The sequence below is a fragment of the Bradyrhizobium sp. genome, from assembly GCF_019242285.1.
In the GTDB taxonomy this organism is placed as follows: domain Bacteria; phylum Pseudomonadota; class Alphaproteobacteria; order Rhizobiales; family Xanthobacteraceae; genus Bradyrhizobium.
This window is the reverse complement of the sequence record NZ_JAFAVV010000277.1, coordinates 1-11,676: the sequence shown is the minus strand read 5'-3', so window position 1 is coordinate 11,676 and position 11,676 is coordinate 1. Positions and strand designations below refer to the sequence as shown.

The following is an 11,676-nucleotide window of genomic DNA, read 5'->3' as shown; positions in this document are numbered from 1 at the left end:
TTGCGTGACGGCAAGATCGATCTCGCCATCGTCTATTGCTCCGGCCGTGCCCGCCTTGCCAGGCTCGATCCGTCGCTGACGATCAGCGAATTCCCGCCGGAGCTGAGCGTCGGCCCGCAATACGGCCTCGCCGTGCTCAAGGACGCGAAGCCGGCCGCCCTGCTGCTCGCGCTCACCATCCTCTCGCCGGAGGGACAGGCCGTGCTGGCAAAAGCCGGCTTCAAGCCGATCGGCCTGCCGGCGGGGCAGTAGTAGGAGCAGCTCCTGCCCTCGCGCGGTAAGTCAGCTACCCCTTGCGTCCTAAGCTCAGCGCAACGTCTTCTTCGCCGTCATTCCGGGGCGATGCGACAGCATCGAACGCGAAATAACGGCAGTTATGACGCGGCAAGATCAGAACTTGTACATCGCCTTGAGCCGGACCGTGCGGCCCTGTCCGGCGGAGATGTTGTTGTCGCCGTCGGCGGAGGCCCAGTAGTTCGTGTTGAGGATGTTCTCCACCGTGAGCTGGGCCTTCCAGTTCCGGTCGATGTTGGCATAGACGCCGGCGTCGAAACGGAAGAAGGCCGGCAGGCGCACGGTGTCGTCGCTGCTGGCAAAGGAATCGCCGAAATAGATGACGCCGACGCCCGCGCTCCACATGTCCGTGAACCGATATTTGTTCCACCAGGCGAATTGACTGAAGGGCACGAGCTGCACGCGGTTGCCGGCCAGGATCGGCAGCGCGACGGTGGCCGCGGTCAGATCCTTTGCGACGCGTGCATCGGTATAGGCATAGCCGAGCTGGGACTGCCAGCGATCCGTGATGTAGCCGTTCAGGCTGATCTCGAGGCCGCGGATGGTGCTCGCGCCGTTCGGGAAGGCAAGCCCCGATCCGGGGGGCGCGCCCGGCACGGGGACCGGCTGGTTGGTGCGGTCGAGCTGGTAGATCGCCGTCGAGAGCAGGTATTTCGGATTGATGTTCCATTTCAGCCCGATCTCCTTGTTCTCGAACTTCTGCGGCTGCAGGATCAACTGCCCGTTGTTGAGCGCGCTGAACTGATCGCCCGTCGAGGGCAGATAGGACACGCTGTAGGCGCCGTAGACCGAAAGATCGTCGCGTGGCTTGACGATCACGGCGGCCGCAGGCGAGACGAGATTGTCCAGCCGCGCACGCTGGATGCTGGTGTTCATGTCGAGCGCCGACATGTCGAAACGATCATAGCGTACGGCACCGATCAGCTGCAGGTAGCGCGTAATATCGACGGTGTCGCGGACGTAGCCGGACTGGATGTTCAGGCCGTAGCTGCTGTTGGAATCCGCCGTCGTGACGCCGTCACCGATGTTGGTGTTGGTGAAGTGATGCACGAAGGTCACCGGCCCGAAATAGGTCGGCGAGAACGGATTCATGGTGATGGTGTTGATGCCGGTCGGCGTGCCATTCGGGAACACGCCCGTGTTGCGGATGTCGACGCCGGTCTGCCGGCCGAATTCGGTGCCGAAGCCGACCGTGTGGTGGGTTGGGCCGACCCACGTCTTGTAGGTGAAATCGGTCTGGTTGAAGACGTTGTCGCGATTGGTCGTGTGCTGATAGGCACCGAGATTGAAGAAGGTGTCGGTCGGATCGACGCCGCCGTTGAACGCACCGCCGGTGGGATAGATGTTCTGATAGAACTTTTTGTAGTCGGCGGCGATGGTGCCGTTCCTGACCGTCAGCCCGTTGTCGAAATCATGCTCGATGAGTGCCATGCCGGTCTGCACCGTGGCGATCGCCTGATTCAGGCTCGGGCTGCCGAAGAAGATGGAAAAGTCGCCGGTGGGCGCGAACGGCGTCGTGGGGTTGAAACGCGTCGCGGTCGTCCCGGCAGGCGCTCCCGCCTCCGCCTGCGAGGGATTGCCGCGGTCCGCGGTGCGGTCGTCGTGGAAGTACTCGTAGGACAGCTTGATCCTGGTGTCGTCGTCCGGCGTCAGCGTCACCGTCGGATTGATGCCGTAGCGTTCGAGGTGGTTGAAGTCGCGGAAGGCGTCCGCGCCTTCGTAGAATACGTTCAGGCGCGCAGCGACGTTCTCGTTGATCGCCTGGCCGGCGTCGAGCGTGAACCGCCGGTCGCCCCACGAGCCGGTCTGCGCCGTCGCCTCGTAGACGCGCGTGCCGTCCGCTTCCTTCAGGGTGCGATTGAGGACGCCGCCGCCGGCGCCGCGGCCGAAGGTGATCGCGGCCGGCCCCTTCAGGAGCTCGATGCTCTGGGTGTTGTAGACGTCGCGAAAATACTGCACGTCGTCGCGAAAGCCGTTGACGAAGAAGTTGGCGCTGGAATCGATGCCGCGGATCACGAGCTCGTCACGATTGCCCTCGCCCTGATGGACCGCGACACCGGGCACGTAGCGCGTCACGTCGGTGAGGTTCTGGTAGCTCTGGTCGCGGATGAAATCCTTGGTGATCACGCTGAGCGACTGGGGGATGTTGAGCAGCGGCGTGTCGGTCTTGGTCGCGACCGAGGTGCTGTTCGAATAATAGCCGACCGTTCCGGTGCGGGCGTCCTGCGACTGCGCGACCGCCGTCGCCTGTTGCTGTTCGGCCGGCTGCGCGCGCTGCGGCTGCGGCCTGGGCGCGCCGCGATCGGCATGGCGCGAGGCGGCCGGTCGCGACGGACGCCTGGTTTCGGCCGGTGCCGTCACGTTGACCGGCGGAATCTCTACTTGCTGGCCGGCCGCTTGTGCGCGAGCCGGCGCCGATCCAGCGAATGCCGCGGTCATTGCGACGGTGCTCGCCGCAACAAGCGTCCGACATCGCGGCCGGCCCGACGAACCCATCGTCGGCCGCAACGCCATTGCCTTTCCTTCCATCTGACCCTCGCGCCCCGCTTGGAATGATTCAACTCCAGGATGCCTGGGCGTGTTTGAAAGACGCCACCATGCATCGAGGTCAAAGCGATGAACCCGTCCTCATTCGCGCCATTCCCCCACGCTCGTCTTGAATCGATCAAAACAAAACCGATGCGATATCGATCGCATTCGCACAACGAGTTGCGACTCCAATTTCGGAACATCGACGGCCTGCGGTAACACGCCGGCCGATGCGCGCCGCCGTGCGAGGCGCCTTTCGAAGTGGAATAATTCCAAGGCGGCCGGGTTCATCCTGCCAGAATGGTTCAAACCAGGCGGACCCATTGGGCAGATATCGGAAGTCCGGCCGAAATGAGTTCGTGCTCGAGATCGATGGACGAGCGGTTCTCGCCTTGATGAGCCGCGACCTCGAACGGGCAAGGCGGCTCTGCGCCGAGCCCTGGTTCGTCACCGAGCTCGCCTCCTATCGCGCCTGCGGCCTCCCGCTGTGGGATGGTACGTCGCGCCTCAGTGTCAGGCACGCCAACACGCGGGAGGCCGCGGCCTTGCAGGTGGCGCTGCACCTGGAGCTGAGCCGCGATGAATACGAAGGACACGTCTTCGCGTTCCTCACGGGAATCGACCCGCTGCCGAATTGAGCGGGAGAATCGCGTATGACGCGATCGTCGGCGCGGACTGCAGCAATTGCCGCTCGGCAAATGGTACAATGACGAAAGCGCGAACCCGGCCCAACCCTAGTCGGGGGTCCCATCGCGATCTCGACGAGATCAGACGGCGAACGGCGCAAATCAAGCCAACTACGCCCGTTCACAAGCCGAATCCATTCGTGATTCACCTGTGCAAGCGAGCCCAATCGATGCTAATATTGAGATATGGCGTCCAAGAAATCATCTTCAAAGACCGGCAAAGCAACGGGCTTTATTGTAGGTAGTTCGCGCTTCCGGAAAATAAGTGCCGTTGAGGGCATCCATTTCTCGGCGAAGATGAGGGGAAATGCCGTGCTCTCGAAAACTGAGGATCTCAGTCCTGAAGAACGGCGGAAGCTGATCATCAAGGCGTACCGAAAGACCTGAGGCGCCATGTATGATGCCGTATCCGATGAGTATTGCTACCCGGGTACGACGGTTCTCAGAAACAAGCTTGATCTCAGAGACGCAGAAGAACTGAGCGCCTTCGAGGCCGAGGTGAGCGATGTCAGAGCCGATGAGGAGCTCCCGGTCGGCGGTCTGGATTTCCTCCATTTCAAAGTAATTCACCACCATCTGTTCCAAGATGTCTATGAGTGGGCCGGAGAAGCACGAACTGTTCGCATCTCGAAAGGGAACAGCATGTTCTGCTATCCGGAAAACATCGGGAGTGAGGCACAAAAGCTCTTCTCACAGCTCGAGCGGGATAGCTTTCTGAAAGGGCTTTCCTCCAAGGATTTTGCCGGAAAGTCCGCCCACTCCTTGTCGGAACTGAATGCAATCCACGCGTTCCGTGAGGGTAACGGCCGCGCTCAGCTCTCATTCTTCCTGCTCCTGGCAGATCGGGCGGGATATCCGATTGATCTGAATGAATTCGATCCAGAAGCCTTCTTGGACGCGATGATCGCGAGCTTCGAAGGCGATGAAGGACCTTTAGCCCAGGCCATCGGCAACCTCATAGAGAGGTAGACCTTCGTTCAAGCGAAATCTTGCACTACAGCCGCGCTCGCCGGACTTGCATCCGGCGCGCCGATGCGATCACGATGGGAAAGACCCCAAACGGATCGCCAAAATCGTCGGACCCCATGCCCTCCCTCACCCAGATCCCCATCTCGCCTTCCCTCACCTTCGACGCGCTGGCCGCGGGCGACAAAGGCGCGCCGCTGGTGCTGTTGCTGCATGGCTTCGCCGAATCGATGCAGTGCTGGCGCCCCCAGATCACGGCGCTCGCCGACATGGGCTATCGCGCGGTGGCGCCGAGCCAGCGCGGCTATTCGCCGCTCGCCCGGCCCGATCCGCGCGATGCCTCGCACTACCACATCGACCGCCTGATGGATGACGCGATGACGATCGTCGCGGCGTCAGGCTCCGCCGACCAGCGCTTCCATCTCGCCGGCCATGACTGGGGCGGCAGCATCGCCTGGGCGCTGGCGGACCGCCATGCGGAGCGGATCGCCTCGCTGACGATCCTGTCGCGGCCGCACCCGAACGCCTTCAACCGCGCGCTGCAGATGGCGGATGGCGAGCAGGCAAAACGCTCGCGGCACCACAAGGCGTTCCTCGAGCCGGACGCGGCCGAAATGGTGCTGGCGGACGACTGCCGATGGCTGCGCGAGCGCTGGACTGCCGCAGGGATGCCGAACGCGGCGATGGCGGCGCACCTCGCCGTGCTCGGCAACAGGGACGCGATGGAAGCAGCGCTCGCCTGGTATCGCGCACGCGGAGCGATCCGCACCCCGCTCGGCCCGATCCGGGTGCCGACGCTCTACATCTGGGGCGATGCCGACGACACCGTCGGCCGGGCCGCCGCCGAGGGCACGGCTGACTTCATCGCCGCGCCCTATCGCTTCGCGGCGCTGCCCGGCGGCGGCCATTTTTGCGCCGACCAGATGCCTGATCGCGTCAGCGAGCTGATGCTGAGGCACATCGGCGCGCATCCAGCCTGACGGCCGCGCCCCTCACGCCGCCTTTGCCAGTTCCGAGACGCGCTCCCAGGTCGTCGCCTGCATGCTTGGCCGCGCCTGCATGCGCGCGAGCCATGCGACCAGATTGGCACGCGGCGGGCCAAGCACCGCCCACTCCGGCGTCATGGTGAAGAACTCGACTCCCGGCGCCACCATGAGGTCGGCGAGCGAAACCTCCTCGCCGGTGAAATACGGCGCATCGCCGAGCAGGCGCGACAGCTCCTCGAACACCATTTGCGCCTTGGGCATCGCGGCCTCGATCACCGCCTCGTCAGGCGTCATGCCCATCAGGCGGGGGCCGATGATGCGTTGGAAGATGATGACATTGGCGACGCCCTGGAACAGGTACCAATCATTGACGTTCATCACCTGGTCCATCCTCGCCATGCGCCTGACGTCCGATGGCGTGAGCGCCGGCTCCGGCAGCACGCGATCGAGATAGCGCAGGATGGCCTGGGTCTCGTACAGCCGAAAGCCGTCATGCTCGAACACCGGCACGCGGCCGAACGGATGCAGCGCAAGATGCTGCGGCGAGCGCAGCGTGCCGGGTGCGACCGGCGCCAGCCGATAGGCCGCGCCCTTTTCTTCCAGCGTTGCCAGCACGGCCCGCCCGAACGGGCTGCCCGGAAGCGAGTGAACGATGAAGTCCGCCATGACGATCTCCTCCCCTTGTTGAACCTGCTTCATGAACCGCCGCGCTCGGCTTCCTCGACGAAATGCCCGAGCAGTCCCGGCCAGCCGCCGTCGACATCCTTGCGCATCGAGGCGCCCGCTTCCGCGCCCATGGTCTCGAATTTATGGTGGACGAGCTCGACATGGGTGGCGTCCGCACCATCGGCAGTGAAGCGCACGTCGACCTCCGAGCGCATCGCCGCGTCCGGCTGCCAGCGCGCGTTGATCTGCCACAGCATCACAAAACGATGCGGCGGCTCCCACAGGATGATGGTCGCCACCGGCGTCTCGGTGCCGTCCTGCGCGATCTCCAGCCAGCGGCCGCCGAGCCGCGGCTCCATCAGGACCTTCTGGATCGGCTTCCTGCCGACGCCGTGGGTCGTCGGCCACCAGCGCGTCAATCCGCTGGTGAAGACCTCGAAAGCGTGGGCGATCGGCGCCCTGACATGAACGGTCTTGTGCACGGGCGCGATGGCCGCAAGCTCACTCATCCACTCCACTCCCTGACATGTGCGACTTTTCGGCCTCGAGCCTGAACGCTTCCAGCGCAACGTCCCAGAAACCATCCAGCCATTCGCGCAGCTCGCGCAATCCCTCGCGGCGCAGCGAGTAGATCCGGCGCACGCCTTCGCTGCGCTCCTCGACGAGGCCCGCCTCCTTCAGCACCTTCAGATGCTGCGACACCGCCGGACGCGACACCGGGAGGCCCGCCGCGATCGCGTTCACGGGACGCGGCCCGGCGCGCAAGCGCTCGAACACCGTTCGCCGCGTCGGGTCTGCAAGAACAGCCAAGGCATTTCCGTAAGCCATAGCTAACGGTAAGCTATAACTTACCAACGAGTCAAGAACGGATCTGTGCGCGGAAAAGCCAAGGGGAAGCCAAGAGGAGCCATGAGCAGCCCGTATTTCCCCGGGGCGGACCGTTAACGGGAGATTCCAGATCGGCGTTGCATAGCTGCGACGGTTCGTCGAAAGGCTGATTATGCACCTGCATCGATCGTGGCGAGCGCTCCTCGGCGGGCGTCTCGACCTGACACGGCGCGAGACCCGCGACGCGCTGGTGATTTTCGGCGCCGCGGTCGCGAGCTTCATGGTCGCTACCGCGTTCGAGCTCCCGCCCATCCTGCTGCAATTCGGGCTTGATCACGCCGACTGGGAAATCGACGACATCATGTTCGTGGCGTTCATGGTGAGCGCCGCCATGCTGGCCTACGGATTCCGCCGCTACCAGGACCTTGCCCACGAGATCGAGGCGCGCCGAACGGCCGAACAGGAAGCGCGCAACCTTGCGCGTCACGACCCGCTGACGGGGCTCGCGAACCGCCGCTTCTTCGAGGAGAAGCTCGCCGAGCATCTGCTCGGCGCGAGCGAGCAAAGGCCGCTGGCCGTCCTGCTGCTCGATCTCGACGGCTTCAAGTTGATCAACGACACCCACGGTCACGCCGCCGGAGACCGCGCGTTGTGCGAGTTCGCCGACCGGGTCGCCGCGATCGTGCGCCCCACCGGCTTCGCGGCGCGCCTCGGCGGCGACGAATTCGCGATCCTCGTTCCGCACGTCCAGTCGCCGGACGATGCCGCGGGACTGGCAGAACGCATCTGCGCCACGGCGGCCGAGCCCTTGATCGTCGATCGTGCGACCGTCACGTTCGGTGTCAGCATCGGCATTGCGCTGGCGCCCAGCGACGGCGACAGGACCGACGACCTGCTGCGGCGTGCCGACCGCGCCCTCTACCGCGCCAAGGCCGCCGGACAATCCTCGGTCCGGTTTTTCGAATCCGAGATGGACGCCCATTTCGAGCGGCGCAAGCAGATCGAGCGCGAGCTGCGCCAGGCGATCCTCGACAATGACGGCTCGATCGTTCCATTCTATCAACCGCTGGTTTCGCTCGACCAGAACCGCGTGATCGGGTTCGAGGCGCTGTGCCGTTGGCGCAGCGAGGCGCTCGGCCCCGTCCCGCCCGACGTCTTCATTCCGATCGCCGAGGAGACCCAGCTCATCAATCCGCTCGGCGATCGCCTGCTGCGCCAAGCCTGCAGGGACGCTCGCGACTGGCCCGACGGCTTCACGCTGGCGTTCAACGTCTCCGCGGTGCAGTTGCACGATCCGAGCTTCTGCCTGCGGGTGCTCGCGGCCCTCGGCGAGACCGGCCTCGATCCCGCGCAGCTCGAGCTCGAGATCACCGAGACGGCGTTCGTCGAGAACATCGAGCTCATGAAAACGGTGATCGACCAGCTCCGCCAGGTCGGCATCCGCGTCGCGCTCGATGATTTCGGCACCGGCTATGCGACGCTGAGCCACCTGCTCTCGCTCCAGTTCGACAAGATCAAGATCGACCGCAGCTTCGTCTCGCGTCTCGATGGCAAGCAGAACAGCCAAGTCATCATTCGTGCCATTCTCGGCCTCGCCAAGGGATTCGGCCTCGTCACCACTGCCGAAGGCATCGAGGACGTCAACCAGTTGTCGTATCTCAGGACGCTCGGCTGCACGGAGGGACAGGGCTACCTGTTCAGCAAGGCGATGGCGGCTGGCGATATTCCGGCCTTCCTGGACCGGATGCCGCAAGAGAGCGCGGCCTGAGCGTTCCGGAAATCGCAGGGAACGCGGCGCGGCGCAGCATGTTGTCATGCAGCATGAAAGGCATGACATGGCAGGCAAACGCGAAGATCATCATCGTCACGACGACGAGCGCCGCGGGCAAGACCGTGGCCCTCCCACCCCGCAAGCCGAACCGCAATTGCCGCCGCTCCTGAACGACGGCCCGGAGCGGGTGCGCGACGGCCATTGCTGACGCAGCGAGGCGTCCGCGATTTCCGCGGGCTACCCGCTCTTATCGACGTTCCAGAACACCGGCGTCGCCGGGCCCTCGAGCACGCCGGTAAGCGACTTGCGCCAGGCGCTCGGCGCCAGGAACTGCCCGAGCGGCACGTAGAGCACCTGATCATAGGCCTCGCGCTGGATCTCCTCGGCGAGCCTCTTCTGCTCGTCGGCCGAGGCGGCCCGGACGTACTGGTCCTTCAGCTTCTCGATTCGCGGGTCCTCGGCCCAGCCGAACCAGCCGCCGTTCTTGCCGCGTCCGCCGACCTGGAAGTTGACCACGGGATTCATCTCGTCGGCCGCGGTCGAGAAGGTGAAGAACATGTTCCAGCCGCCCTCGCCGACCGGCTTCTGGCTCGCCCTGCGGCTCACCACCGTCTGCCAGTCGGTGGTCTGCAGGTCGACCTTGAAGCCGGCCTCGCGCAGCGCCTGCGCGACCACGACCGGCTGCGGCTTCAGCATGACGACGTCGCTGGCGGCCATGATCACGACCGGCGTGCCGTCATAGCCGGACGCAGCCAGCGCCTTCCTCGCCTCCGCCATGCCGTTGCCCTTGATCAGCGACTCCGCGCCGGCGTCGGTCGCAAGCGGCGTGTCGCAGATGAACATCGCGCCGCAGATCTTGTAATAGTCGGGATTGCCGACCAGCGCGTCGAGCACGTCCTTCTGGTTGATCGCGAGCAGCGCGGCGCGGCGGACCTTGACGCTGTCGAAGGGCGGAATCAGGAAGTTCATGCGGCCATAGGTCTGGAAGCCGAACTTGTTCAGCGTGTCGATGGTGAGCTCCGGATTGGCCCGCAGCACCGGCAGCATCTCGAACGGCGGGTTCTCCAGGAAATCGATGTCGCCGGCCTGCAACGCGTTCACCGCGGTCTGCGCGTCGGGCATCGTCACCCATTCGACGCGATCGACCTTCACGACCTTGCCGCCGGCGAGCCAGCTCGCCGGCTCCTTGCGCGGCACGTAGTCGGTGTTCTTCTCGTAGACCGATTTCACGCCGGGCTGGAACTCGCTCTTGACGAATTTGAACGGGCCCGAGCCGACCTGCTCGGCCGTCTGCTGCTCGGCGGGCGTCTCCGCGAGCCGCTTCGGCATCATGAAAGGCACCCGCGCCGACGGCTTTGCAAGCGAGTCCAGCACGAAGCCGTAGGGCTCCTTCAGCTTCAGCACGATGGTTCTCGCCTCCGGCGCCTCGAAGCCCGCGACGAAATCGAATAGTTTCTGCCCCATGCCGTCGACCTTGCCCCAGCGCTTCAGCGAGGCGATGCAGTCCTCCGCGGTGACCGGCGCGCCGTCATGCCATTTCAGCCCGTCGCGCAGAGTGAAGGTATAGGTCAGCTTGTCGTCGGTGACCTTCCAGTCCGCCATCTGCGGCTGCACCTTGAAATTGGCGTCGGTCGCGAGCAGCGTGTCGTAGATCATGTAGCCATGGTCGCGGGCGATGTAGGCCGAGGTGAAGATCGGATCCAGGATGCGCAGGTCCGAATGCATCACCGCGGTGATGGTCTTGGCCGTGGCGGCGGACGACGGCGATGTCGGGAGTGACGAGAACGCCAGCGCCGATGGCGCGAGGCCGAGGGTCTTGAGCAGTTTCCGGCGCGAGAGGTGGAACATTTGCGATCGCCTCACGTCATGGCTTTTGGAGCGTTATTATCACTTTGCGGCCAGTCCGTGGAGCGCTTGCCCGGCGGAAGCCGGGTGCCACCAGCGGCCGCCGATGACGACACCTTCAGACGCGATCTTGCGGTCGCCGGTCAGGTGCTCGCCGACCACGTCGACATAGTCGAATTGGCCTTCCCTGATCGAGATCACCGTGGCGTCGCCGACGCTGCCCGGCTCCAGGCTGCCGAGCTCGGGGCGCCGCAGCGCCATCGCCGCATTGACGGTGGAGGCCGCCACCACGTCCGGCAGCGCCATGCCCATGCAGAGGAATTTCGACAGCGTCGTCACCTGATCGAAGGCCGGGCCGTCGATGCAGAGCGCGTGGACGTCGGAAGAGATAGTGTCCGGATAGAAGCCGTTGGCGAGCATCGCGCGCGCGGTCTTGAACGCGAACGAGCCCTTGCCGTGGCCGATGTCGAACAGCACGCCGCGCTCACGCGCCTGAAGCACGCTCCTCTTCACCGTACCCTGCGCGGTCGCCGGCGTGTTCGGAAACGGCCGGAACGCATGGGTCAGGATGTCGCCGGGGCGCAGCCGCGCCAGCACGTCCTCATAGCTCGGCGGCGGATGGTCGATGTGCACCATCAACGGCATGCCGACCTGATCGGCGACCTCGAGCGCGATTTCCAGCGGCACGATCCCCGACGTGCCCGAGGAGTGGCGGCCGACCCGCACCTTGATGCCGACGATCAGGTCGCGGTTCGCCTCGGCCACCTCGGCGGCGGTGATCGGGTCCATCAGCCGCAATTCCTCGCTCTCGCCGACCATGACACGGTCAGAGAAGCCGAAAATGCCGGCATGCGAGACGTGCAGGAAGGCAAGGATGCGGACCTGGCTCGGCTCGATCACGTGCTTGCGGAAGCCGGCGAAATTGCCGGGGCCGGCGCTGCCGGTATCAACAGCGGTGGTGACGCCGGAGGTGCGGCAAAATTCCTCGGCATCGATGCCGAGCGAGGTCCCGCCCCAGTAGACATGGGTGTGCAGATCGATCAGCCCCGGCGTGATGATGGCGCCGGACACATCGCGCACAGCAGTGCTGGCGTCGGCTTTGAGA

At 64.7% G+C, this 11,676-nt stretch carries 12 protein-coding genes; 5 read left to right on the top strand and 7 right to left on the bottom strand.

Features of this window, described 5'->3' with window-relative positions:
- On the top strand, positions 1 to 252 hold a 252-nt coding region (locus tag JOY90_RS10635), incomplete at its 5' end, for a substrate-binding domain-containing protein (protein WP_291691093.1).
- Positions 253 to 390: 138 nt separating this feature from the next.
- Here the strand turns inward: JOY90_RS10635 and JOY90_RS10630 are convergent.
- Positions 391 to 2,733: a TonB-dependent siderophore receptor gene (locus tag JOY90_RS10630; protein ID WP_291691092.1), complete on the bottom strand. Its 2,343-nt coding sequence runs from the start codon at positions 2,731 to 2,733 to the stop codon at positions 391 to 393.
- Between the two features lie 449 nt (positions 2,734 to 3,182).
- Here JOY90_RS10630 and JOY90_RS10625 point away from each other — a divergent pair, with 449 nt between their 5' ends.
- Positions 3,183 to 3,461 carry a hypothetical protein gene (locus JOY90_RS10625; protein WP_291691091.1) on the top strand — a complete coding sequence of 93 codons (279 nt, stop codon included), beginning with the start codon at positions 3,183 to 3,185 and terminating at the stop codon, positions 3,459 to 3,461.
- Positions 3,462 to 3,716: 255 nt separating this feature from the next.
- Here JOY90_RS10625 and JOY90_RS40105 read toward each other — a convergent pair whose 3' ends face one another.
- Complete coding sequence (locus tag JOY90_RS40105) at positions 3,717 to 4,094, bottom strand: hypothetical protein (protein ID WP_367276910.1); 378 nt, start codon at positions 4,092 to 4,094, stop codon at positions 3,717 to 3,719.
- Here JOY90_RS40105 and JOY90_RS10615 point away from each other — a divergent pair.
- Both JOY90_RS10615 and JOY90_RS10610 read left to right on the top strand, forming a co-directional pair.
- On the top strand, positions 4,008 to 4,478 hold the full coding sequence (locus JOY90_RS10615; RefSeq protein WP_367276909.1) for a Fic/DOC family protein: 471 nt from the start codon (positions 4,008 to 4,010) through the stop codon (positions 4,476 to 4,478). The genes JOY90_RS40105 and JOY90_RS10615 overlap by 87 nt on opposite strands.
- A gap of 116 nt (positions 4,479 to 4,594) precedes the next feature.
- A complete protein-coding gene (locus tag JOY90_RS10610; protein WP_291691088.1) occupies positions 4,595 to 5,455 on the top strand; it encodes an alpha/beta fold hydrolase in 861 nt (286 codons plus the stop codon).
- A gap of 12 nt (positions 5,456 to 5,467) precedes the next feature.
- Here JOY90_RS10610 and JOY90_RS10605 read toward each other — a convergent pair whose 3' ends face one another.
- From JOY90_RS10605 to JOY90_RS10595, 3 genes are read right to left on the bottom strand one after another with little or no spacing between them, the layout of a single operon-like run.
- Positions 5,468 to 6,127: a glutathione S-transferase family protein gene (locus JOY90_RS10605; RefSeq protein ID WP_291691087.1), complete on the bottom strand. Its 660-nt coding sequence runs from the start codon at positions 6,125 to 6,127 to the stop codon at positions 5,468 to 5,470.
- A 29-nt stretch (positions 6,128 to 6,156) separates the two neighbouring features.
- Positions 6,157 to 6,636 (bottom strand): SRPBCC family protein, encoded by a 480-nt coding sequence (locus tag JOY90_RS10600; protein ID WP_291691086.1) that lies wholly within the window; start codon positions 6,634 to 6,636, stop codon positions 6,157 to 6,159.
- Positions 6,629 to 6,955: a helix-turn-helix transcriptional regulator gene (locus JOY90_RS10595; protein WP_291691085.1), complete on the bottom strand. Its 327-nt coding sequence runs from the start codon at positions 6,953 to 6,955 to the stop codon at positions 6,629 to 6,631. The genes JOY90_RS10600 and JOY90_RS10595 overlap by 8 nt, the downstream gene beginning before the upstream one ends.
- A 172-nt stretch (positions 6,956 to 7,127) precedes the next feature.
- Between JOY90_RS10595 and JOY90_RS10590 the strand changes: the two genes are divergently transcribed.
- Complete coding sequence (locus tag JOY90_RS10590) at positions 7,128 to 8,723, top strand: EAL domain-containing protein (protein ID WP_291691084.1); 1,596 nt, start codon at positions 7,128 to 7,130, stop codon at positions 8,721 to 8,723.
- A gap of 240 nt (positions 8,724 to 8,963) precedes the next feature.
- Here the strand turns inward: JOY90_RS10590 and JOY90_RS10585 are convergent, their stop codons facing one another.
- Both JOY90_RS10585 and JOY90_RS10580 read right to left on the bottom strand, forming a co-directional pair.
- On the bottom strand, positions 8,964 to 10,574 hold the full coding sequence (locus JOY90_RS10585; RefSeq protein WP_291691083.1) for an ABC transporter substrate-binding protein: 1,611 nt from the start codon (positions 10,572 to 10,574) through the stop codon (positions 8,964 to 8,966).
- Between the two features lie 39 nt (positions 10,575 to 10,613).
- A partial coding sequence (locus JOY90_RS10580) for an amidohydrolase/deacetylase family metallohydrolase (RefSeq protein ID WP_291691082.1) occupies positions 10,614 to 11,676 on the bottom strand: 1,063 nt, incomplete at its 5' end.

What these genes read in the sequence shown, in the direction of transcription:
- JOY90_RS10630 (WP_291691092.1), bottom strand. Translation starts at nt 2,733, where the DNA reads ATGACCGCGGCATTCGCTGGATCGGCGCCGGCTCGCGCACAAGCGGCC.
- JOY90_RS10610 (WP_291691088.1), top strand. Translation starts at nt 4,595, where the DNA reads ATGCCCTCCCTCACCCAGATCCCCATCTCGCCTTCCCTCACCTTCGAC.
- JOY90_RS10605 (WP_291691087.1), bottom strand. Translation starts at nt 6,127, where the DNA reads ATGGCGGACTTCATCGTTCACTCGCTTCCGGGCAGCCCGTTCGGGCGG.
- JOY90_RS10600 (WP_291691086.1), bottom strand. Translation starts at nt 6,636, where the DNA reads ATGAGTGAGCTTGCGGCCATCGCGCCCGTGCACAAGACCGTTCATGTC.
- JOY90_RS10595 (WP_291691085.1), bottom strand. Translation starts at nt 6,955, where the DNA reads ATGGCTTACGGAAATGCCTTGGCTGTTCTTGCAGACCCGACGCGGCGA.
- JOY90_RS10590 (WP_291691084.1), top strand. Translation starts at nt 7,128, where the DNA reads ATGCACCTGCATCGATCGTGGCGAGCGCTCCTCGGCGGGCGTCTCGAC.
- JOY90_RS10585 (WP_291691083.1), bottom strand. Translation starts at nt 10,574, where the DNA reads ATGTTCCACCTCTCGCGCCGGAAACTGCTCAAGACCCTCGGCCTCGCG.